General features: G+C 68.4%; 20 protein-coding genes. 11 read left to right on the plus strand and 9 right to left on the minus strand.

Translation table 11 applies throughout. The features are described 5' to 3' along the window. Positions 1-34 precede the first annotated feature (34 nt). Positions 35-1684, minus strand: coding sequence for a PRC-barrel domain-containing protein (locus DEIMA_RS08895; RefSeq protein ID WP_013556913.1), 1650 nt, complete (start codon positions 1682-1684; stop codon positions 35-37). A gap of 29 nt (positions 1685-1713) precedes the next feature. Continuing rightward, a complete protein-coding gene (locus DEIMA_RS18860) occupies positions 1714-1839 on the minus strand; it encodes a hypothetical protein (protein WP_013556914.1) in 126 nt (41 codons plus the stop codon). A 228-nt stretch (positions 1840-2067) separates the two neighbouring features. Here DEIMA_RS18860 and DEIMA_RS08900 point away from each other — a divergent pair, with 228 nt between their 5' ends. From DEIMA_RS08900 to DEIMA_RS08910, 3 genes are all read left to right on the plus strand, one after another. Beyond that, positions 2068-2844: a DEAD/DEAH box helicase family protein gene (locus tag DEIMA_RS08900; protein ID WP_013556915.1), complete on the plus strand. Its 777-nt coding sequence runs from the start codon at positions 2068-2070 to the stop codon at positions 2842-2844. After that, on the plus strand, positions 2835-3929 hold the full coding sequence (locus DEIMA_RS08905; RefSeq protein ID WP_013556916.1) for an enolase C-terminal domain-like protein: 1095 nt from the start codon (positions 2835-2837) through the stop codon (positions 3927-3929). The genes DEIMA_RS08900 and DEIMA_RS08905 overlap by 10 nt, the downstream gene beginning before the upstream one ends. Before the next feature lie 107 nt (positions 3930-4036). Beyond that, entirely contained in the window at positions 4037-4300 is a 264-nt protein-coding gene (locus tag DEIMA_RS08910; RefSeq protein ID WP_013556917.1) for a hypothetical protein, read from the plus strand. Positions 4301-4461: 161 nt separating this feature from the next. Here DEIMA_RS08910 and DEIMA_RS08915 read toward each other — a convergent pair whose 3' ends face one another. From DEIMA_RS08915 to DEIMA_RS08930, 4 genes are all read right to left on the minus strand, one after another. Continuing rightward, complete coding sequence (locus DEIMA_RS08915) at positions 4462-5130, minus strand: hypothetical protein (protein WP_148234936.1); 669 nt, start codon at positions 5128-5130, stop codon at positions 4462-4464. 103 nt (positions 5131-5233) lie between these two features. After that, a complete protein-coding gene (gene acnA / locus DEIMA_RS08920) occupies positions 5234-7945 on the minus strand; it encodes an aconitate hydratase AcnA (protein WP_013556919.1) in 2712 nt (903 codons plus the stop codon). A gap of 141 nt (positions 7946-8086) precedes the next feature. After that, a complete protein-coding gene (locus DEIMA_RS08925; RefSeq protein WP_013556920.1) occupies positions 8087-8593 on the minus strand; it encodes a hypothetical protein in 507 nt (168 codons plus the stop codon). A 102-nt stretch (positions 8594-8695) separates the two neighbouring features. Continuing rightward, positions 8696-10378: a VanW family protein gene (locus DEIMA_RS08930; RefSeq protein ID WP_043816605.1), complete on the minus strand. Its 1683-nt coding sequence runs from the start codon at positions 10376-10378 to the stop codon at positions 8696-8698. Between the two features lie 162 nt (positions 10379-10540). Here DEIMA_RS08930 and DEIMA_RS08935 point away from each other — a divergent pair, with 162 nt between their 5' ends. Then, positions 10541-11722 carry an acyl-CoA dehydrogenase family protein gene (locus tag DEIMA_RS08935; RefSeq protein ID WP_013556922.1) on the plus strand — a complete coding sequence of 394 codons (1182 nt, stop codon included), beginning with the start codon at positions 10541-10543 and terminating at the stop codon, positions 11720-11722. Between the two features lie 56 nt (positions 11723-11778). Here DEIMA_RS08935 and DEIMA_RS08940 read toward each other — a convergent pair whose 3' ends face one another. Then, complete coding sequence (locus DEIMA_RS08940) at positions 11779-12519, minus strand: Crp/Fnr family transcriptional regulator (RefSeq protein ID WP_013556923.1); 741 nt, start codon at positions 12517-12519, stop codon at positions 11779-11781. Between the two features lie 59 nt (positions 12520-12578). On the opposite strand from DEIMA_RS08940, the gene DEIMA_RS08945 reads away from it, so the two are divergent. Continuing rightward, a complete protein-coding gene (locus DEIMA_RS08945; protein WP_013556924.1) occupies positions 12579-13232 on the plus strand; it encodes an ABC transporter ATP-binding protein in 654 nt (217 codons plus the stop codon). Positions 13233-13278: 46 nt separating this feature from the next. On the opposite strand, the gene DEIMA_RS08950 is transcribed toward DEIMA_RS08945, so the two are convergent. Next, positions 13279-14445: an S-layer homology domain-containing protein gene (locus DEIMA_RS08950; protein ID WP_013556925.1), complete on the minus strand. Its 1167-nt coding sequence runs from the start codon at positions 14443-14445 to the stop codon at positions 13279-13281. A 177-nt stretch (positions 14446-14622) separates the two neighbouring features. Between DEIMA_RS08950 and DEIMA_RS18250 the strand changes: the two genes are divergently transcribed. From DEIMA_RS18250 to DEIMA_RS08975, 6 genes are all read left to right on the plus strand, one after another. Then, positions 14623-14778 carry a hypothetical protein gene (locus tag DEIMA_RS18250; protein ID WP_013556926.1) on the plus strand — a complete coding sequence of 52 codons (156 nt, stop codon included), beginning with the start codon at positions 14623-14625 and terminating at the stop codon, positions 14776-14778. Continuing rightward, positions 14775-15494, plus strand: coding sequence for a phosphorylase family protein (locus DEIMA_RS08955; RefSeq protein ID WP_013556927.1), 720 nt, complete (start codon positions 14775-14777; stop codon positions 15492-15494). Before DEIMA_RS18250 ends, DEIMA_RS08955 begins: the two co-directional genes overlap by 4 nt. A gap of 11 nt (positions 15495-15505) precedes the next feature. Next, entirely contained in the window at positions 15506-16297 is a 792-nt protein-coding gene (locus DEIMA_RS08960; protein WP_013556928.1) for an enoyl-CoA hydratase-related protein, read from the plus strand. A gap of 7 nt (positions 16298-16304) precedes the next feature. Beyond that, on the plus strand, positions 16305-17345 hold the full coding sequence (locus tag DEIMA_RS08965) for a phosphohydrolase (RefSeq protein ID WP_013556929.1): 1041 nt from the start codon (positions 16305-16307) through the stop codon (positions 17343-17345). A 106-nt stretch (positions 17346-17451) separates the two neighbouring features. After that, complete coding sequence (locus DEIMA_RS08970; RefSeq protein ID WP_013556930.1) at positions 17452-17892, plus strand: riboflavin biosynthesis intermediates N-glycosidase; 441 nt, start codon at positions 17452-17454, stop codon at positions 17890-17892. A 690-nt stretch (positions 17893-18582) separates the two neighbouring features. Next, on the plus strand, positions 18583-20232 hold the full coding sequence (locus DEIMA_RS08975; protein ID WP_013556931.1) for a methylmalonyl-CoA mutase family protein: 1650 nt from the start codon (positions 18583-18585) through the stop codon (positions 20230-20232). A 98-nt stretch (positions 20233-20330) separates the two neighbouring features. On the opposite strand, the gene DEIMA_RS08980 is transcribed toward DEIMA_RS08975, so the two are convergent. Continuing rightward, on the minus strand, positions 20331-21620 hold the full coding sequence (locus tag DEIMA_RS08980; protein WP_013556932.1) for a hypothetical protein: 1290 nt from the start codon (positions 21618-21620) through the stop codon (positions 20331-20333). Between the last annotated feature and the right edge of the window lie 33 nt (positions 21621-21653).

The following is a 21653-nucleotide window of genomic DNA, read 5'->3' on the forward strand; positions in this document are numbered from 1 at the left end:
GAGCTGCCGGGAGGCCCGCCTCTTCGGGGCCCGGTTACGACTCCGAGTCGTTGGGCAGGGCGGCGCGGCCATGCTCGTCGGGCGTCACGACGTCCACGACCGTGCGCGGCTCCAGCGTCGCCGCGCTGTCCAGCAGGACGTCCAGCACGCCGGACGCGCGCGCGTCGTTCACGGCGCGGTGCGTGATGATCTCCCCGACGTTCAGGATCACGCGGTCCTGCGGGTCGAGGATCACGCGGTTCACGGGTCGCCCGAGCGCCGCCTGAATGCGGCGCTCCTCCAGGCTTTCCTCGGCGCGTTCGCGCTGCTCGCCGAGCCACTCGCGCGCGCGGTCAAGCAGGTTCCCGGCGCCTTCCTTGAGTTGGTGCGCGCCCGCGGCGAGCTGTTCGCGCGGGTGCGCGCCGTCGCTCGTGGCGCCGGATGCCTGCGTCGCCTGAATCAGGGCATCCTCACGGCCGAGGGTGCGGGCGAGGTCCAGGGTGGCGGGCGTGACGATCTGCCCCTCGGCGGCGATGATGGTCCCGCCCGGCCCGCGCACGTCGGTGCGGACGCGGCGGCCCAGGACGCCCACTTCCGGGTTCGTGGTGGTCACGATCAGCGTTTCCGGTGAAGCTGCAGGGTCGACCGGGACGCCCGGGCGTTCATTCACGCCCTGCACCGTCCCGCGCATGACCGCGGCGACGAGCGCCCCGAGCCGCCCGGCCTCGTCCGCGCGGACCGCGTCGACGGACGTGACCGTCTCGCCGCGCTGCACCAGCACCTCGCCGGTTTCCGCCGTGACGTCCGCGCCGGCCACGCGGCCCGTCACGTACTCCATCTGCCGTTCACGCGTGGCGTCTGCGATGCGCTCCACGCCGCCCTGGACGCGCTGACCGAACGTGGCCGCCGCGTCGGAGAGTGCGGCGCCGCCTGCGACGGTGAACAGGCTGCCGAGCGCGCCGTGGCGCTCCGCCTCCAGCGCGTGCCCGTCCGTGATCACCTCGCCCTGCGTCACGATGGGCGTGCCGTCCTCCGCGAGGACGGTGGCGCTCGCCGTCTTGCCGACCACGAACGCCCGCTGGCGCGTGCGGACGTTATCCGCGACGCTCTCGGTCGCTTCGCGCGCGCGGTCCCGCAGGCCGCCGGCGGCGTCCTGTAGGTTCTGCCCGGCGCTGGCGAGCGCGCCGCGCAGCCCGCCTTCCTCCTGCTCCTCCATCATCAGCGCCACCTCGGGCGGGACGATGGCGACGTCCTGACCGATCTTGACCTGTTCGGGGGCGGGCACGAACGTGCGGCCGCTTGCGAGGTCCGAGAAGATCCCGCCGGTCATGTCGTACCCGACGACGCGGCCGGTCGCCTCATCGAAGTACAGGTCCGCGAGTTTCCCGAGGTCGCGGCCGTCGGTGGTCATGAAGGTCAGGCCGCTCAGGCTGCGTTTGTCCGCGAGGAGGTCCGCGACGCGTTCCAGCGCGGTGGCGGGCACGACATCGTTCGTGCTGGGGATGACGACGGCGTCCTCGCCGATGGACCGCACGGACGCGAACGGAATGACGCGCGCGGCGCGGAACCAGCCGCCCTCGTCAACGAGCAGCGCGAGCAGTTGGTTGGCGTCGTGGTCGAAGACGAGGTCGCGGACGGTGTCGATGCGCGCGCCGGAATCGAGCGCGACGATGGGCCGGCCGATGATGTCTTTGCCTTTCAGCATGGGGCCTCCTGGGGCGGGGTGAGGGCGCCTCAGAGGACGCCGAGGTTCCAGATGTTGGTGTAATCCAGGACGGCAAGGACCGCCAGGATGATCACGATCAGGAGCAGAATGGCGCCGAGGCCGCCATTGCTGGTGTTGCCTTTGAGTCGAGCCACGTGGGGGTTCCTCCTTCAGGACGTGGGGTGCGCGTGGGGCGCTTGAGGTTCATTCTGCGTGGGGCGCTGGGCGGGCGCCTTTGCGCTTTCTGAATGCACGTTCCCCGAATGGCGCGCTGGGAGAGCGGGCGCTCCCAGAGGGGCCGGGTTTCCGCCCGCGAGGAGCCTCGACAGCGGGCATGTGGGCTTCCTGGCAAACGACAAATAATTTGATGTTTTTGTTTTAAAATGCTCAGGATGAATGCTGTGCCTCTCTCTGACCTGCACCCCCCAGAGGCCGCGCCCTCCGGCGCCCTCCCGCTCGCACTCGCGCCCCTGATCGTGCTGGTGGGCGTCACGGGGGTCGGCAAGAGCACCACCCTCGCCGCTCTGCGCGACGCGGGCCTGCACCTCCTCCCGGACCGCCGGGACCTGACGGACACCGCCATCATCACGCCCCTCGCGGGCCGCCGCGTCACCGACCGCGAAGAACGCTTCGCGCTGACCGCCCGGTACCGCGCGCTCCACCCGGGCGGCATGGCACACGCCCTGGGCAGCCTCCACGCCTCGGAGCACTTGGCGCGCACCGCGCTGGTGTTCGACGGGTTGCGCGGCCTTGACGAGGTGCAGCACGCCAGCAGCGCGTTCCCCGCATGGCGGTTCGTGAACCTTGACGCGCCCGACCTCGTCCGTGTGCGCCGCCTCCTCGGGCGCGCCGACGCCTTCGACCGGGTCAGCTCCAGCCACGCCGATCATGACCTCGCCGCGCAACTGCGCGCCCTGAACGGCATTGAGGGCGTTTTCACGCCCGCTGACCTCGAGGCCCTGACGGCTCTGCCGAATGAGGGTTTCGCGCCGCAGGACGTGCTGGCGAAGGCGCGGGTCGTCGTCTCCGAGCGGCAGCAGTACGACCCGTCGGCTGCGCTCACGCACCTCCGCACGCTCCCACGCGAACGGGCGCTGCTGCTCGACACGGTCCGCCTCACGCCCGAGCAGGTCGCCGCGGAGGTGCGCGCATGGCTGTGAGCGGCCCGGTCATCACGCGCGTGGAGGGCGTCCCGTACCGCCTCCCGCTGCGCGGCACGCTAGCCTGGGGCAAGCACAGCCGTCTCACGGCCGCCGAACACGTCCTGGTGCGCGTGCACCTCGCGGACGGCACGGTCGGCGTGGCGGAGGCGCCGCCGCGCCCCACCATCTACGGCGAGACGGTCGCGAGCATCCTCGGTCTGCTCGCGCACCTCAGCCCGAACCTGATCGGCATGGGCATCGACGACCAGGGCGCGCTCGGCGGGGTCCTGAACAGCGTCGTCAACAACCACACGGCGCGCGGCGCGCTCGACATGGCGCTGTGGGACGCGCGCGCGCAGGCGAGCGGACGCACGCTGATGGACGTGCTGCGCGGCCCGCGCGATCGCGTGCGCGTGAGCTTCATCCTCGGTATTGCAGCGCCGGACGCGATGCTCCGCGAAGCGGCGGAGGTCGTCCGTGCAGGCGTGCGTTGCCTTAAGGTGAAGGTCGGCCGCGATCACGCCCGTGACCTGCAGGTCATTCAGGCCCTGCGCGCCGAGTTCGGTGACGACGTGCAGCTGTACGCGGATAGCAACGAGACGCTCACCCCGGAAGGCGCGCCGGCCGCGCTCGCCGCCATGCGTGACGCGGGCCTGCTTTACGTGGAGGAGCCCCTGCCCGCGCGGAACCTGCGGGCCCGCGCGGACCTGCATGCGCGTGGGCTGCTGCCGATCATCGCGGATGACAGCGCGTTCACGCCCGCCGACCTGGAGCGTGAACTGGAGTTCGACACCTTCGACGTCCTGAACGTCAAGACGGCCCGCACGGGCTTCACGGACAGCCTCGCCATGATGCACGCGGCGGGCGTGGCGGGCAAGGGCGTCATGATCGGCAGTCAGGCGAGCACCGGCGTGGGCACAATTCACGCGGCGCTGCTCGCCAGCCATGACGTCGTGACGGAGCCGAGCGAACTGAGCTTCCCGCTGAAACTCAGCGCCGACCTGCTGAATGAGGACTTGGTGTTCCGCGATGGGTGGTTGGCGTTGCGTGATCTGGAGGGGTTGCGCGTGGATCCTGAGCGATTGGAGCGCGCGCGCCTGTAACGCCAACGATCAGATTTTTCACATCAGCTGATCACAATGTGTGGTGAACCTAAAGAATTGTTAAGCAATGCGCCTTCTCATGCGCGCCGTTCAGGCATCGTAATGGAGTGAACGAAGAAGGCCTCCTCACCATGCTCGGCCCCCTCCTGTTTGCCACCTTCGGCGGCAGCTGGGGCTACCTGAACCGACCCCAGAAGCGCCCCATGCTGCTGCTCACCCTCACGCTGTTCCTCGTGGTTGGCGCCCTCACCAACTACTGGATGCCGAATACTGGCCTGTTCACGATGCTGCTCCTGTACGCCGTGTACCTCGTGGTCCTGTACGTCCACCACATGCGCGCCGCGCCCACCAGCGACGCCCCCCCCGCCTGAGTCACGTGAGCAGAGGCGCCCCTTCGCAAGAAGGGGCGCCTCTGCTCACGTGACCTGATATCGGTGGCAGTCAGAGAGGTTGGCCCGCAAGGTGCTCCTCAGCAACGGCACAGCCGCACGCCATGGCATCTCGACAACCACCGCCTCAACCTGTACCGGGATCAATAGTCGTAGTGGCGTTCCATGACCGTGGTGGGCGCCGACGGCACCTGCAGACCATAGAGCGCGCCGAACGCCGCCCGGAACTTCAGAAGCTCCGGGCGCAGGCGCCTGAGCGTCTGCTGGGTCGGGAACTCATTGTTCAGGCCCGCCGCGTAAAACCCGTCCGCCAACCCCAGCGACGCGTTCACGATCAGCGACCACTGCGCCCGCCCATTCGGGTGCTCCGCCAGAACGCTGCCCGCTTCCCACGCCCGGTTCAGGTACAGGAACGTCAACTCCGGACTGGCCTTCAGGAGCCCACCGAAATCTGAGCCGCGCTGCGACAGCCGCGCCATGTTCAGGTTCGCCTGGGCGTCCAGGTACACGTCCGCCGCGGCGCGCGTGAACAGGAAGGACGTCCGCGCATCATACGCGCCCTCCGCGAATCCCTTGGACCCCGCGAAGTACACCACCAACCCCGCCTCGATCAGCGTCAGGTCCGGCTTCTGCGCATACGCCTGCACTGCCGCGAAGTTCCCGGCGCGCAGCTTTGCCTGCACGCCCTCATACCGCCCCCAGTCGCCCACGGGAAGCTTCAGTCGGTTCCCGACGTTGTCACGCAGGGCTTCCAGGCGGTGCGCACTCGCGCTGCCGATCATCAACACACTGGCCATCATCCATGTCCGCATGCGCTCAGCCTAAGGACGGACGCCACCCCGGGCGGCGCACCTGCGCTTGAAAGGGGAGGGCCGCTCCTGTATGCAGGAACGGCCCTCCCTGAGAACGCCGGGCTTACGCCTGGACTTCGTTGGTCTTCTTGAGGATGCTGCGCAGCACCGTCTGGAGGATGCCGCCGTTCTTGTAGTAGTCGATCTCGACGGGCGTGTCGATGCGGCACACGACGGTGATGTCGCGGGTGTGGCCGTCCTTGTCAGTCAGCGTGACCTTCACGTCCTGACGGGGTTTGAGGTCCGCCGGCAGGTCGAAGTGGAAGGTTTCCGTGCCGTCAATCCCGAGCGTTTCGGCGCTCTCGCCGGCCTTGTACTGCAGGGGCAGGACGCCCATGCCGACGAGGTTGCTGCGGTGAATGCGCTCGAAGCTCTCCGCGATCACGGCCTTCACGCCGAGCAGGAACGTGCCCTTCGCGGCCCAGTCGCGGCTGCTGCCCATGCCGTAGTCCTTGCCGGCCAGCACGACGAGCGGGATGCCCGCGTCCTTGTAGGCGGTGCTGGCGTCGAAGATGCTGGTCACTTCGCCGTTCAGGAAGTTGGTGGTGAAGCCGCCTTCCGTGCCGGGCGCCAGCTGGTTCTTCAGGCGGATGTTCGCGAACGTGCCGCGCGTCATCACGCGGTCGTTGCCGCGGCGGCTGCCGTAGCTGTTGAAGTCACGGGGCTGCACGCCGTGCTCGACCAGGTACCGGCCGGCGGGGGTGTCCGCCTTGAAGCTGCCGGCGGGGCTGATGTGGTCGGTGGTGACGCTGTCGCTGACCTTCACCAGGACGCGCGCGCCACTGATGCTGCTGATGTCCGCGATGCCGCCGCCGAGGTTCTCGAAGAACGGGGGGTTCTGGATGTACGTGCTGTCCTCGTTCCACTCGTACAGCGCGCCTTCCTTGACGGGAATGGCGTTCCAGTCCTGGTTGCTCTTCTCGATGCCGTCGTACACGCGCTTGAACATCTCGGCGGTGATGGCGCGATCCATGATGTCCTGGATTTCCGCGTTGCTGGGCCAGATGTCACGCAGGTACACCGGCTGGCCGTCCTGGTCCTGACCGATGGGGTCGTTCACGATGTCGTTCACGACGGTGCCGGCGAGGGCGTACGCGACGACGAGGGGCGGCGAGGCGAGGTAGTTCGCGCGGATGTGCGGGTTCACGCGGCCTTCGAAGTTGCGGTTGCCGGACAGCACGCTGGCGACTACGAGGTCCCCTTCGTTGATGGCGGCGACGATCGGCTCGGGCAGCGGGCCGCTGTTGCCGATGCAGGTCATGCAGCCGTACCCGACGGTGTTGAAGCCGATTTGGTCGAGGTACGTCTGCAGGCCGGCGTTTTCGAGGTACTCGGTCACAACGCGGCTGCCGGGCGCGAGGCTGGTCTTCACCCATGGTTTGCTGGTGAGGCCCTTCTCCACGGCTTTTTTGGCGACGAGGCCCGCGGCGATCAGTACGCTGGGGTTGCTGGTGTTCGTGCAGCTGGTGATGCTGGCGAGCGTGACCGCGCCGTGCCCGATCTGGATGTCCGTGCCGGGGATGGTGCCGGTCGCGCCGAGCTGCTCTTCGCTGAGCTCGAAGCCGCGCGCCTTGACGGGCGCCGTGAGCGCTTCCGCGAACACGGTGTGCATGCCGCTGAGGTCCACGCGGTCCTGCGGGCGCTTGGGGCCGGCGAGGCTCGGCACGATGGTGCCGAGGTCCAGTTCGATGACGCTGCTGAACACGGGGTCCGGCGTCTCGTCGGTGCGGAACATGCCCTGCGCCTTGTAGTACGCCTCGACCAGTTCGATTTCGTCCTCGAGACGGCCAGTGCGGCGCAGGTACCGCAGCGCCTCGTCGTCGACGGGGAAGAAGCCCATGGTCGCGCCGTACTCGGGTGCCATGTTCGCGATGGTCGCGCGGTCCGGGAGGGTCATGTTGCTGAGGCCCGCGCCGAAGAACTCCACGAACTTGCCGACCACGCCGGCGCTGCGGAGCATTTCGGTGACGCGCAGCGCGAGGTCGGTGGCGGTCGCCCCTTCAGGCATCGCGCCGGTGATCTTGAAGCCGACCACTTCCGGCATCAGCATGTAGATGGGCTGGCCGAGCATGACGGCTTCCGCTTCGATGCCGCCGACGCCCCAGCCGACGATGCCGAGGCCGTTGATCATGGTGGTGTGGCTGTCAGTGCCGACGAGGCTGTCGGGGTACACGACGACGCCGTCATCCTCGGGGCGGCTCTGGACGCCCTTGGCGAGGTACTCCAGGTTCACCTGGTGCACGATGCCGCTCGCGGGGGGGACGACGCCGAAGTTGTCAAACGCCTGCTGGCCCCAGCGGAGGAACTCGTAGCGTTCGCGGTTGCGTTCGAATTCGAGCGCCATGTTGTTCGCGAGGGCGAACTGCGTGCCGAACTCGTCCACCTGCACGCTGTGGTCGATGACGAGGTCCACGGGGATCAGCGGGTTGATCTTGCTGGGGTCGCCGCCGAGCTCGACCATCGCGGTGCGCATCGCGGCGAGGTCCACAACGGCGGGCACGCCGGTGAAGTCCTGCAGGATCACGCGCGCGGGCTTGAAGGGAATCTCGATTTCCGGGTTGACGGGTTTCCAGTTGGCGACGTTCTTGACGTCGTCCTCGGTCACGTCGTAGTTGTTCGCTTCGCGCAGCACGCTTTCGAGCAGCACCTTGATGCTGAACGGGAGCTTGTCGACGTCCAGGCCTTGTTCCTGGAGTTTGTCGAGGCGGTAGTAGTAGAGCTTTTGGCCTGCGCTGGTGTTGAGCACGTCGCGGGCGCCGAACAGGTTCATCGCCATGTGAACTTCCTCCTTACGGCCGCGCCCCCTCGGGGCGTGGCTGGGCACTGTTCATGTTACTGTTTCGGCCGCGTCAGCGCGCATTTGGCAGGTCGACACCCACGTTACTGTGCGGGGGACAACAAGTGCGTCCGCGGGCGCCTAGGCGAGGTGGCAGGCGCGTTCCAGCAGGTACCGCAACTCATCGCGGGTGAACCGCCGCGGCACCAGCGTCACGTCCCGCGAGAGGGCCGGCGCGCCACCCCCACGCGGGACGTACTGCAATTCCGGTTTCAGGATCAGGTCCCGGTCCCGCGTGAACGCCAGCACGAACACCACTGACAGCAGATACGCCTCGTCCATCAGCGCGCGCAGCGGCGCGGCGTCTCCGCCCAGCAGGGCCGTGAGCGCCGGATGCACCTCGAACCCGTCGTCCAGACTGGCCGTCACGCGGTCCAAGTCCAGCAGCGGCCCGGCGGCCGGCAGCTCGAAGCCACTGATGCGCCGCCGACACTGCCCCTCCGGCGCGCCGCGCGGCGTCGTCACCTGCCGACCCGCGCGCTCCGCCGCGTCGAGGTACGTCCACAGGCGCCGCAAGCTGCTGTACCGCTCCAGTTCCACGTACCCGTTGGGGCGGTTCGGAAGGGGTTCCGTGGGACGATGAGGCACACCCGGAATGTACTCGCGCGCGGCGCGTTGCAGGCGCGCAGCTCAAGATTCCCTCAAGAGGCAGCGGGGAGAGCTTGTGCTCTCCCCGCTGCCTGACAGTGCTCAGCTGGAGCCGACCTCGTACACGGCCCGCCACGGCTTGTAGTTCGTGCTGACCTTGTCCGTTCGGACCGTGCCGCCATCCCGGATGGTCCGCGTGATGTACAGGTTGTACCCGTCCACCGCCCAGTCCACCTGACGCGTCTGCCCACGCCGCAGGTTCGGCGTCGTCACGTACTGCGGCGCCGGGTGCGGAATGCGCGCCAGGATCGTCGCGGGCGAAACCGTGACCTTGCGGGTCTGCGGCAGGCCCCACACCTGCACTTCCAGGCGCTGCTGCGCCGGGTGGTTCACGGTGCGAATCAGGATCGGGCCGTTCGTGTCGTTCTTCATTTTGAGGTCCAGGCCCGGGTCGTACACGGCCGCCTCGAACCCCACCTGCGGGTCGTAGTAGTGGACGCGGTACGCGTGCTGGTTGCGTTCCACGACCGGCAGGCCCGCCTGATACAGCGCGCGGAACGTGGTGGTGCTCACCTGGCAGACGCCGCCGCCCAGGCCGTCCACCGTGCGGCCCCCGCTGATGATCAGGCCCCCCACGAAGCCGTTCTCGGGCGAGATGCTGCCCAGGGCATTCAGGAAGCTGAACGTCTCGCCGGGCGCGACGACCGCGCCGTTGATCTTGCTGGCGGCGACCGAGACGTTCGTGGCGCGCGCGCCACTCGACCCGTAGTACGTGCTGCTGCCCGTGGCGATCAGCGTCAGCTTCTTGACTTCCGGCAGGGCATTCACGGTGAGTGTTGGGGCCTGCGTCGTGCTGGGCAGCGCCATGGTTGCGAGGCTCGGCGTCGTGATCGCCTTACGCAGCAGCGGAAGCGCGGCTTTGACGTCCGTCACGACGCCCGGCTGTTCCTTCACGCGCACGAGCGCGCCGCCCTGGAGGGCGTACCGGGCGTTGCGTGCGGGGCGGTCCACGTTGCTCGTGATGGTCTTCATCGCGCGCGTGATGGCCGCCTCATCCAGTTCGATGCCTTTGGCGCGCACCCAGAACAGGTTCGCGACCTGCAGCGCCGTGAGGGCCGTCTTCCGCTCCCCGAGCGTGAAGGTCATGGGCCGCACCAGTTTGTTCCCGGCGTCCACCTGTACCTGCAAGGCGGCGGCCGTCAGGGCCGCCGAGCGCTTGCTGACGCTCACCTCGAGCGTGGTCGCGTCCGGCGACGCGGCGTAGGTGTTCGCGGCCGCGCTCACGTCCGCGAGTACGCCCGGGCGGTCCGGTACGACCGTGTAGCGGGTCTTGTCAAACACGATGCGCGCGTCCACCGGCGCTGTCTCGAGCGGTTTGACGAGCGCCGCGAGCTTCTGGCGGGTGGTAGCAACGTTCACGCGGGCGCGCAGCGGCAACTCCACGGTGTCCGCCTGGCCGAGCGCCGCCATGACGCGCGCGCCGAGGTTACGGTCACGGGAGGCCTGCACCGCCGCGTCGATGCTCGCCTGCGGGTCCGGCGCCCAGCCGAGGTCGGCGGCGGGCACCACCCACGAGCGGCCGGCGGCGCGTACGGTCACGTCGGGCGCGCTCGGCGTGTGGGCCTGGAGCGCCTGCAGGGCCCCGCGTTCATCGAGGCCGCCGAGGTCGACGCCGCCCACATGAATTCCGGGGGCAATGGTGTCGTTGCTGCTGGCCACGGCACCCAGGGCGAGGGCGCCGCCGAGCAGGGCGAGAGAGGAGAGGGCGATGGTCCAGGCCTTCATATGTTTCCCAGTGTAGGGAAGTGACGTGCCGCGCGCGGTATACATGCACAATCTCACCTTCATGAAGCCGGCGCGCCGCTCAGCGCCCCGCACCACAGTTCCGCGTTGCGGCCCTAACGGTTGTTTGTTAGGCTGAGGCATCTACGCACCACGGAGGAACCCATGCACGACCTGACCGCCGACCAGCGCACCATCCTGAGCGCCCTCACCGCCTTCCTCAAACAAAAAGTCGCGCCTGGCGCCGCCGAACGCGACCAGACCGGCGAATTCCCCCTCGACATCGTCCGCGAACTCGGCGACCTCGGCATCATGGGCGCCCAGACGCCCGAAGAGTACGGCGGCGCCGGCCTCGACACCGCCACCTTCGCGCTCATCATCGAAGAGATCGCCGCCGTCGACGGCAGCCTCTGCCTCACCGTCGCCAGCCACAACAGCCTCTGCCAGGGCCATATCCTCATCGGCGGCACCGAAGAGCAGAAACAGAAGTTCCTCCCCGACCTCGCCAGCGCCCGCAAACTCGGCGCCTGGGGCCTCACCGAACCCGGCAGCGGCAGCGACAGCGGCGGCCTCCAGACCCGCGCCGAACAACAACCCGACGGCAGCTGGATCATCAACGGCAGCAAGAACTTCATCACGCAGGGCTCCGTCGGCGGCACGTACGTCATCCTTGCCCGCACCGACGCCCCCCGCCCCGGCCGCAGCAAAAACGACGGCATCAGCGCCTTCGTCTTCAACCGCGACGAAGTCCAGGGCTTCAGCATCGGCCGCAAGGAAGACAAACTCGGCCTGCGCAGCAGCGACACCGCCCAACTCATCTTCGAGGACATGCGCGTCCCCGAAACCGCCCTGCTCGGCACCCGCGGCCAGGCATTCAAGGATGTCATGCGCGTCCTCGACGGCGGCCGCATCGGCATCGGCGCCATGGGCCTCGGCCTGGGCCGCGCCGCCTTCGACTTCGCCACCCGCTACACCCTCGAACGCGAACAGTTCGGCAAGGCCATCGCGCACAACCAGGCCATCGCCTTCAAACTCGCCGACATGGACACCCACCTTGAAGCGGCCCGTCTGCTCCTGCGCAAAGCCGCTGACCTCAAGGACGCCGGCCGGGACTTCACCGTCGCTGCCGCCCGCGCCAAACTGTACGCCACCGAAGTCGGCGTGCAGGCCTGCGACGACGCCATCCAGATGCTCGGCGGGTACGGCTATATCAAGGAATACCCCGTCGAACGCTACTGGCGCGACAACCGCCTCACCCGCATCGGCGAAGGCACCAGCGAAGTGCAGCGCCTCATCATCAGCCGCGCCCTCATGGCCCGCCACGCCCAGGAACCCACCACCGCCTGAACGCAGGCCACAAGAACGAGGGGCACCCCGTGTGGGGTGCCCCTCGTTCCTTACCGTTACTGGGTGCGGTCCAGGCCGAAGACCAGCGCTTCCAGGCCCTCCTCGTCCAGCAGCTGAATGCCCGTCGCGCGGCCACCCTCATCATCATCACCGCTCTTCGCGCGGCTGCTCAGCGTCACGACCTTCACGAGCCGCTCCTCCTCCAGCTTCCGCAGCACCCGCGAGATCGTCTCCCGCGAACTCGACAGGCGCGCCATCAGGTCCCCCTGCGTGAGCGGCAGGAACGCCGGGTCCTTCACGCCCGCCGCGAGCCGCTGACGGTACAGCGTCAACAGCGCGTAACTCATCGCCGCTTCCGTGTTCACGCCCAGCGCAATCAACTCATCATTGATCTGCGTAACGCGCTCCGCCAGCACCCGCGCGAGGTTCCACAGCACCTCCGGGTACCGCCGCATCACCTGCACGAAATGCTCGCGGTACAGCATCAGCGCGCGCACCGGCTCGATCGCCACGACGCTCGCCACACGCTCACTCGTCACCAGCACCGCAATCTCACCCACCACGGCCGGCGCGTACAGGTACCCCAGCACCCGCTCACGCCCACCGACGCTCACGCGGCTCACGCGCACCACGCCGGACGTGATGATATGTAACGCCTCACCCTGAGCCTCCTGCGACAGCAGCGTCTCACCGGCTTCATAACGGCGTTCCGTCACCGCACGCTCAACCATCGAAATGGCGTCCGCCGGGAGGTCCTTGAACAGCGGGGAACGCAGCAGATCATCACGCCTCGACATCGCCACGCATCCTACCGCTCATCCCCGTCAGGCGGAAGTCCCGCTACCATACGCCACGTATGACGCCCCCCGCCCTCCACGCCCGCGCCGTGCACCACGCCTACGGCCAGACGCCCGTGCTGCACGGCGTCACCCTCAGCGTCCAGCCCGGCGAGGTCGTCGCCGTCAGCGGCCCCAGCGGCAGCGGCAAAAGCACCCTGCTGCACCTCCTCGGCGGCCTCGACACCCCAAAAAGCGGCGAAATCCACTGGGCGGACGTCCGCGCCGACACCCTCAGCACCCAGGCCCGCGCCCACGAACGCACACGCCGCGTCGGCCTGGTGTTCCAGCATCATTACCTCCTCCAGGACCTCACCGTCCACGCGAATCTGCTCGTGCCCGCGCAACTGCTCGGCGTGGACCTCCGCGCCCGCGCCGACGAACTCCTCGCCCGCGTGGGCCTCACGGACCGCGCCCACCTCTACCCCGGCGCGCTCAGCGGCGGTGAACGCCAGCGCGCCGCGCTCGCCCGCGCGCTCATGACGCACCCCGCGCTCCTGCTCGCCGACGAGCCTACCGGCAGCCTCGACCGCGCCAACGCCGACCGCGTCGCTGACCTGCTCCTCGACCTCGCCCGCGCGAACGACACCGGCGTGCTCCTCGTCACGCACGACGAACGCCTCGCCGCGCGCGCCGACCGCACCCTCCACCTCGAAGACGGCCACCTGCACTAAACGCACCAGGGGCCGCGCGTATGCGCGGCCCCTGGAAGTCAGAAGTTTAGAAGAAGAACTTCAGGCCGGCCTTGGCGCCCAGGCCGAAGTTGGCCGTGGTGTTGGTGCCGGCGGGGTTCGCGTTGGAGAGGTAGTAGCGGCCGTTCACTTCGGCGAAGGCGCCGAGGCTGTCCGTGAACTTGTAGTCCACGCCGACCAGGCCGTTGGCGTAGTAGCTGTTGACGTTGCCGCCGGCCGAGGTGCGGCTGCTGTTCAGGCCGAAGCCAACGCCGACGTACGGCTGCAGGTTGCCGTCACCGAGGGTGTAGGTGGCGTTCACGTCACCGCTGATGGTGCCGTTGTTGGGCTGGTACTCGACCGCGACGCGCGCGCCGATCGGCCCGAAGAGCTGTTTGGTGCCGATGACGGCGCCGTAGCTGAGCTGCGTGCAGCCGGTGGCGTTCGCGCAGCCGGCGCTCAGGCCGACGTACAGGTTGTTGGTGTCGCCGGTGCTGACCGTGGTGGGGGTGGTGTCACCAATAACGACCGTATCGGACGGCGTGGGCGTGGTGGTGGTCGTGCCCGTGGTGGTCGTACCGGTGGTGGTGTTGGTGCCGGCGTTCACGCGGGCTTCGAGGGCGGCGAGGCGCGCTTCGAGGTCGGCGGTGTTCGCGGCGGCGCCAGCGGGGCCGGCCGGGCCCGCCGGGCCAGCAGGGATGTTGCGGATGGCGGTTTCGAGCGCGTCGATGCGGGCCGTGAGGGCGGTGGTGTCGCCGCCGGTGCCGGTGCCGATGTTCGCGATCTGGGACTCCAGCGCGGTGATGCGGGCCTGCTGGTCAGCGGTGAGACGCTCGAGGTCGGTGAGGCGGCTGCTGACGGCGGCCAGTTCCGTCGCGACGTCCTGCATGCCGCGGGTGATGGTGGCGAGGTCGGCGCTGCTGAGGTTGCTGCCGCCGAGCGCGCCGGTCTGGAGGAGGCGGTAGAAGATCAGCGCCGCCTGGTAGCGGGTGAGGTTCTCGTTGCCGCGGAACGTGCCGTCGGGGAAGCCCTGGATGAGGCCGCGCTGAACGATGACGTCCACGGCGTCTTTGGCCCAGTGGCCGGCGGGGACGTCGCTGAAGGTCGTGACCTGGCTGGCAGCAGTGGTGGTCGTGGTGGTGTTGGTCTGGGCGCTGGCAGCGCCGAGGCCGAGGGCGGCAGTCAGGGTAGTGAGAATCAGCACGTTCTTACGCATATGGGTTCCTCCGGTGCGTTCGGTCTGGTGCCCGAACACTTGTGCCACACCGTAAGGACGCGCCGTGAGCGAAGCATGAATTACGGCCCTGACGGGGTGGGCGTTCCTCACGTGCGTTGAACAGGAACCAGTCAGGTTTTAGGTTCTGAGAAAAAAATGAGAGAGTATGGTCTTTGAATGAGCGAATTTTTTCGCCTGCAGGCGCACATGTTCAAAAAAAAGACTGAGAAAAATGACGCTTCCTTTACGCAGCGCATTCATGAAAGAATTCTGCAGGGCCTGTTCGCGTCAACGCCCTTCCAGACGCACCCGGCCCGTATACTGCCCGCATGAGCCAGATTCATGTTCGAGCCAACCCAGGCGACATCGCGCCCTACGTCCTGCTGCCCGGCGACCCGAACCGCGCCCGCTGGATCGCCGAGACGTACCTGCAAGACCCCGTGCTGTACACCGACCACCGCGGCCTGCTGGGCTTCACCGGCACCTACCAGGGCGTGCGCGTCAGCGTCCAGACGACCGGCATGGGCTGCCCCAGCGCCGCCATCGTCGCCGAGGAGATCATCCGCCTCGGCGCCACGCACCTCATCCGCGTCGGCACCATCGGCGGCGCCACCCCACGCCTGAAACCCGCTGACCTCGTCATCGCGCAGGCCGCCGTCCCCAACGACGGCACCACCCGCCAGCTCCTCGGCGGCGCCCCCTACGCCCCCTGCGCCAGTTACGCCATCGTCGAAGCGGCCGTGAGCGCCGCCCGCGACGCCGACGTTCCCCACCACGTGGGCCTCGTCATGACCGAGGACGCCTTCTACGCCAGCACGCCCGAACACGCCCGCTCCTGGGCGGCGCGCGGCGTCCTCGGCTTCGAAATGGAAGCCAGTGCCATCTTCCTCGTCGCCGCCCTCCACGGCGTCCACGCCGGCTGCCTTACCGCCGTCAGCAACGACATCGGCGACCCGCAACTCGTGCCGGACGAAGTGCTCAAGCGCGGCGTCCAGCTGATGACCGAAACCGCCCTGAACGCCATCGTCCGCCTCGACCGGAACCACTAAAGGAGTCCCACATGTTCGACGAACTCGAATTCAACAACATCCAACTCGACCAGCACGGCACCATCGCGGTCCTCACCATCAACCGCCCCAAAGCCCTCAACGCCCTGAACGCCGAAACCCTGCAGGACATCGCCCAGGCCACCGAAGCGATCATGGACAACGCCGAGATCGGCGCCCTGATCATCACAGGCGGCGGCGACCGCGCCTTCGTCGCCGGCGCGGACATCAGCGAACTCGCTGAGATGAAAAGCGTCTTCGAAGGCCGCGAGCTCGCCCTTGCCGGCCAGGACGTCCTCCAGAGCATCGCGAACCTCCCGCTGCCCACCATCGCGGCCGTGAACGGCTTCGCGCTCGGCGGCGGCCTGGAACTCGCGCTCGCGTGCGACATTCGCGTGCTCGGCAAGAACGCCCGCGTTGGCCTGCCCGAAGTCGGGCTGGGCCTCATCCCCGGCTTTGGCGGCACGCAGCGCCTCCCCCGCCTGATCGGGCAGGGCCGCGCGCTCGACCTGATCCTCACCGGCCGTCAAGTGCCCGCCGACGAGGCCCTCACCATCGGCCTCGCGAACTACGTCGCCGACAACGCCCTCGAAAAAGCCCGCGAAGTCGCGCAGGCCATGCTCAAGCACGCCCCCATGGCCCTCGCCCTCGCCAAGGAAAGCGTGCGCCGCGGCATGGAAACCAGCTTCGACCACGCGCTCGAAATCGAAGCGGACCTGTTCGGGCTGCTCGCCAGCAGCCAGGACTTTAAGGAAGGCACCCGCGCGTTCCTCGAGAAGCGCCCCGCGCAGTTCAAAGGCGAGTAACGCCGCCATGACCGACGACCAGAGCGAAAAACTCACCCTCAAGGTGGAGGCCGGCGAACTGCAGGACGTCGAGCAGACCCGCGAAGGCCGCGAGGCGCGCGTCGTCGAATTCTCCACACCCAAAGCGAAACTCACGGACGAAGCGAACCGCGCCATCCGCGCGGACCTCGCCGGCTTCCCCCGAGCCCTGCGCGCGTACGAGGCCCTCACCCGCGACCCCGAGGCGCTCGCGCACTGGGACATGAGCAACTACATCACCATGCGCAAGCTCGGGTACAACGACCACGGGCGCACGCACGCGTTCATCACGGGCGCGGCGAGCATGGCGATCCTTGACCTGCTTGTGCGCGGCGGCGTCCGCCCGGACATCGTCGAGAGCGGCATCGGGGACCTCGACGACACGTACCTCGCCGTGATCCTCGGCACCATGCTGCACGACATCGGCAACCAGGTGCACCGCGCGCAGCACGAAGCGCACGGCGTGCACCTCGCTCGCCCGATCATCGACCGCATCCTGGAAGGCATCTACCCGGACGCGTTCAAACGCACGAAGATCCGCAGCTTCATCCTGCACTGCATCAACTGCCACGACCTGAACCCCGCGCCGCTCACCGTCGAGGGCGGCGTGACCGCCCTCGCGGACGGCACGGACATCACCAAGGGGCGCGGCCGCAAAGCGTTCGCGCTCGGCAGCGTCGACATCCACAGCATCAGCGCCCTCGCGGTCGATCAGGTCGTGATCTCCGCAGGCGCCACCCGGCCCGTGCGCATCGACGTGACAATGAACAACAGCGGCGGCATCTTCCAGGTCGAGGAGGTGCTCGCGCCGAAAGTCATCCGCACGCCCATCGCGCGGTACGTAGAGCTGCGTGCCCGCACCCGTCCCGAAGGGGACGAGCAGATCATCACGCGCGTGAAACTCGACGGGGACCACTTCGTAATGGACCTCGAGGACGGCGAGCGCGTCACCGTCGAGGTGCAGGACACGCAGAAGCAGCTGCAGGACGCCATCGTCCAGACCCTGAACATCGGCACCGAAAGCAAGTAGGCGCACTGCACAGGAGACGGCGGGTCATGCACCCGCCGTCTCCTGCATGTTCCGCCCCGCCAGAGCGCGGATGCGCTCCGCAGGCGATGCCCGCGATCCTGAACGCATGAAAGCGATCCGGTTCTACCGCCAGGGCGACGCGTACGGCACCTTCTCGAACTTCAGCGCACACCCCATCCACGTGGACGGCGTCACGTGGCCGACCACCGAGCACTACTTCCAGGCGCAGAAGTTCCTCGACCCGGAACTCCAGGCGATGATCCGCGCCCTCCCGACCGCCGGTGACGCCGCGAAAACCGGACGCCGACGGGACCTGCCGCTCCGCGCCGACTGGGAGGCCGTGAAGGAAGACGTGATGCGCACAGCGCTACACGCCAAGTTCACGCAGCACGAAGACGCGCGGACGCTCCTGCTCAGCACAGGCGACGCGAGCCTGATCGAGCACACCCGCAACGACACCTACTGGGCGGACGGCGGCGACGGCCACGGCCTGAACCGTCTGGGCCTCCTGCTCATGGATCTGCGCGCGGCGTTGCGCCATGCCTGAGCCGCACGTGACCGAGACGCTGGCGGCGGCCCTGCGTGCGTAGGGGAGACCTGGTGGTCCACACGTCGCTGAGCCGGGTCGATCGGGTCGCGGGCGCCCCGGCGGGCCTGCTGTTGGGCAGGTGCTCATGCTGGAAAGCACCCTGGTGATGCCCACGCACACCGGTGACCTGACGGATCCGGCGAGGTAGGGTACGCCGCCCAGTCCGCCGGTGTGGTGAGCGGAAGCGCGGTGTTTGCCCTGGCACGCACGACATAGGCTTGACCGCTGAGTTGGTCCGAACACAGCCCGGCGTGTGCCGCAGCGATCACTCGGAGGTTCCTTCCCAGGATGGGAAAGAGCGCCGTTCGTGATGGACGGCTACGCCCATCTCTGAACGAGGGAGTCCGCCCGCGCGCCTGTACGATCTGTCCGCCCGAGTGCTGCTGATCGGTCCCTAGCCTGCACGTCGCAGAGAAGCGGGGGTATCAGGCCGCGAGGTGCAGAGGGAGGGCAGCGCGGACGACGGTAACACCAGGCATTTCGGGGCCGTCAGGACGACGTGCTTGGCGAATGGGCAGGGGGTGGAGGGCCGCGGCGGGCACGGACTTGCTGCGGTGGCGGTTGCTGATTGAATTCGCGACGGACGGGTTTCGTTCGCATCTGCTACCCTGAGAGGGCAAACAAGCGTTTGTTCCCCGGAGGTGGCTCGTGAAAACCAAGAATCAGTGGCTCCAGAGCGTCTACGCGCCCGCCACGCAGAAATTCCCGGAACGCAAGTACAACTTCAAGACCCTCAGCGACCTCGACCCGGAACCGATCTACACGCAGGACGACCTTGCGCAGGACTTCGACGTCGAACGCGACCTCGGCTACCCCGGCGAGTACCCGTTCACGCGCGGCGTGCAGGCCAGCATGTACCGCGGGCGCCTCTGGACCATGCGCATGTTCGCCGGTTTCGGCAGCGCCGAGCAGACGAACGAACGCTTCCACGCGCTCCTCAAGGCCGGTCAGACCGGCCTCAGCACCGCCTTCGACCTCCCGACCCTCATGGGCTACGACAGCGACCACCCCTTCAGCAGGGGCGAGGTCGGGAAATGCGGCGTGGCCGTCAGCAGCCTTGCGGACATGGAGATCCTGTTCCAGGGCATCGACCCGGAAACGGTCACCACTTCCATGACCATTAACAGCCCCGCCAACGCCATCTGGGCCATGTACATCGCCAACGCCCAGAAACAGGGCAAGGACCTCAACAAGGTCGGCGGCACCATCCAGAACGACATCCTCAAAGAGTTCATCGCGCAGAAGGAATTCATCTACCCGCCCGCGCCCAGCGTGAAACTTGTCATCGACACGTTCGAGTGGGGCCCCCGCGTCCTCCCGAAGTGGAACTTCATCAGCGTGAGCGGCTACCACATCCGCGAGGCCGGCGCGACCGCCGTGCAGGAACTCGCGTTCACCCTCGCGGACGGCTTCCACTATGTTGAGAAGGCCATCGAGCGCGGCCTCGACATTGATGAGTTCGCGCCGCGCATCAGCTTCTTCTGGGACGTCCACAATGACTTCTTCGAGGAAATCGCGAAGTTCCGCGCGGCCCGCCGCATCTGGGCGCGCCAGATGCGCGAACGCTACGGCGCGAAGAACCCCAAAAGCTGGATGTTGCGCACGCACGCGCAGACTGCTGGCGTGAGTCTCCCGGCGCAGCAGCCGCTCAACAACATCGCTCGCGTCGCCATCCAGGCGCTCGCTGCGGTGCTCGGCGGCACGCAGAGCCTCCACACCGACAGCTACGACGAGGCGCTTGCCCTGCCCACCGAGGAGGCCGCGACCATCGCGCTGCGCACGCAGCAGATCATCGCGTACGAAACTGGCGTGGCCGGCGTCGTCGACCCGCTTGCCGGCAGTTACTACATCGAGAAGCTCACGAACGACATTGAAGCTGCCGCGATGGGCTACATCGAGCAGATCCGCGCGCTCGGCGGCGTCGAGGTCGGCATTGATGCCGGGTTCTTCCAGGCGGAGATGGCCGAGGCCGCGTACCGCTACCAGAAGGAAGTCGAGAGCAAGGACCGCATCATCGTCGGCGTGAACGACTTCGTTCAGGACAACGTCGAGGTGCCCATCCAGCTGATCGACCCGGAAGTGGAACGCGTGCAGGCGCAGCGTCTCGCGCGCGTGCGCCGCGAACGCGACCCGAACCGCGCGCAAAGCGCCCTGGACGCCCTGCGTGACGCGGCCGTGACCGGCGCGAACACCATGCCGGCGTTCCTGGAATGCGCGCACGCGTACGTCACGCTCGGCGAGCAGATGGACATCCTGAAGACCGTGTACGGCGAGTACACCGAACCCGTGATGGTCTGACGCAACGCTGCCGGAGAAGGGCGCCCCGGAGAGTCCTCCGGGGCGCCCTTCGTGGTGACTGGTGTGCCGGGCTGGCTGTTGGGTCAGTCGGCCTGCGCTCAGTCGGTCGTGGCGAGTTCTCCGCCGTACACCGGCAGCGTCTGGCGGATCAGCGTGACTGCCTCGGTCAGCACGTCCTCCGGCAGCGTCTCGTACGTGCTGCGCATCAGGCGGCGCGCGAACCCGCCGAACCGCTCCTGCACCCAGCGCAGGCGCAGAGGGCCGCCACGGTGCGTGTGCAGCGCGTCCGCTTCCGGGCCGTACCCGTGCCGCGCGAGGTCCTCCGCGAGGAGTTCCGCGAACGTCCGCAGCGCCAGCGTTTCGTTCAGGGGCGCGCTGCGCGGCGTGGCGCGGCTGGACGGCGGCGTCTCCCCGCGCGCCGTGCGGCCCGCAGCGTCCTGCACGTCGCGCAGTTCGTCCGGCGTGAGGGGAAAGCGCCGGCGGAGCTTGCGGTCCAGCGCCCGGCGCCGCGCGAGCGGCAGCCACGCCCGCACCCGTTCGTACTCCGCGTCGGAGTACACCACGCCGTGCCGCAGCAGGTACGCCAGCCAGTCGGCCGGCGCGAGCGGCTGACGGTGCTTCTCGGCATGCTGCACGGCGCGTTCCAGCGCCTCATCCGCGATCTGCAGGTCCGGGCCGCCCTCCCGCTCGCGTTCGCGGTCCTTCGCGGCCTGTTGCGCGCGCTCCACCGCCGCGCTTACGCGCACCTTGGGCCGCGCGGGCGGCAGCGCCGGGAACTCCGGCACGCCCAGCGCCACGCCGGCGTCCAGGTTGCGTTCGCGCTCCGCATGCAGCGCCGTGAGCAGCTGGTACTCCGCGAGGCGCAGCGGCGCGGGGCGCTCCAGGCGCGCCTCGATGGCGTTGCGGACGCGCGCGGGGACCGTCACGAAACGCTCCTCCTCGCCGAGCGCCACCGGAATCAGCCACCGCAGGGACAGGCTGTCCAGGTACGCGGGGAAGCTGCCCGCCTGCGCGAGCCGCGCCGTGTGCTCCGCGTCGTGCGCGGCTTCCCGTCCGCTGCGTTCTGCACGTGCGACGTGCGCGCCCAGCAGGCGACCTACCGTGCGCGCCGCGTCACGCGCGGCGTCCTCGCCGAGCGCGGAGAACGCCACGGTGAGCGCCAGCGGGCCCAGACGGCCGGCGCGGGGCCGCTCGATGGCCACCGCGAACCGACCGCTGATGGGCTGCCCGGACGCGACGCACGGGTCGTGCGCGTCCGCCGCGAGGAACACCAGTTGCGCTGCGCGGAACGCCACGCGGCGCCCGCTCACCTTCACGTGTAGTGCCGCTTCCGGCGCGTTCAGCGCGCGCGCCAGCGACGGCACGTCATGCCAGTTCACTTCCGTCAAACTCGTCCCTCCACCCCGCAGGGCACCCCACGA

The sequence above is a fragment of the Deinococcus maricopensis DSM 21211 genome (genome assembly GCF_000186385.1).
GTDB classification, from domain to species: domain Bacteria; phylum Deinococcota; class Deinococci; order Deinococcales; family Deinococcaceae; genus Deinococcus_B; species Deinococcus_B maricopensis.

Bases quoted from the DNA above. Each gene is read 5' to 3' on its own strand.
- DEIMA_RS08930 (WP_043816605.1), bottom strand. From the start codon at position 10,378: ATGAAGGCCTGGACCATCGCCCTCTCCTCTCTCGCCCTGCTCGGCGGC.
- DEIMA_RS08905 (WP_013556916.1), top strand. From the start codon at position 2,835: ATGGCTGTGAGCGGCCCGGTCATCACGCGCGTGGAGGGCGTCCCGTAC.
- acnA (WP_013556919.1), bottom strand. From the start codon at position 7,945: ATGGCGATGAACCTGTTCGGCGCCCGCGACGTGCTCAACACCAGCGCA.
- DEIMA_RS08970 (WP_013556930.1), top strand. From the start codon at position 17,452: ATGAAAGCGATCCGGTTCTACCGCCAGGGCGACGCGTACGGCACCTTC.
- DEIMA_RS08960 (WP_013556928.1), top strand. From the start codon at position 15,506: ATGTTCGACGAACTCGAATTCAACAACATCCAACTCGACCAGCACGGC.
- DEIMA_RS08965 (WP_013556929.1), top strand. From the start codon at position 16,305: ATGACCGACGACCAGAGCGAAAAACTCACCCTCAAGGTGGAGGCCGGC.
- DEIMA_RS08935 (WP_013556922.1), top strand. From the start codon at position 10,541: ATGCACGACCTGACCGCCGACCAGCGCACCATCCTGAGCGCCCTCACC.
- DEIMA_RS08940 (WP_013556923.1), bottom strand. From the start codon at position 12,519: ATGTCGAGGCGTGATGATCTGCTGCGTTCCCCGCTGTTCAAGGACCTC.
- DEIMA_RS08950 (WP_013556925.1), bottom strand. From the start codon at position 14,445: ATGCGTAAGAACGTGCTGATTCTCACTACCCTGACTGCCGCCCTCGGC.
- DEIMA_RS08915 (WP_148234936.1), bottom strand. From the start codon at position 5,130: ATGCGGACATGGATGATGGCCAGTGTGTTGATGATCGGCAGCGCGAGT.
- DEIMA_RS08945 (WP_013556924.1), top strand. From the start codon at position 12,579: ATGACGCCCCCCGCCCTCCACGCCCGCGCCGTGCACCACGCCTACGGC.
- DEIMA_RS08895 (WP_013556913.1), bottom strand. From the start codon at position 1,684: ATGCTGAAAGGCAAAGACATCATCGGCCGGCCCATCGTCGCGCTCGAT.
- DEIMA_RS08900 (WP_013556915.1), top strand. From the start codon at position 2,068: ATGCTCAGGATGAATGCTGTGCCTCTCTCTGACCTGCACCCCCCAGAG.
- DEIMA_RS18250 (WP_013556926.1), top strand. From the start codon at position 14,623: ATGAGCGAATTTTTTCGCCTGCAGGCGCACATGTTCAAAAAAAAGACT.
- DEIMA_RS08955 (WP_013556927.1), top strand. From the start codon at position 14,775: ATGAGCCAGATTCATGTTCGAGCCAACCCAGGCGACATCGCGCCCTAC.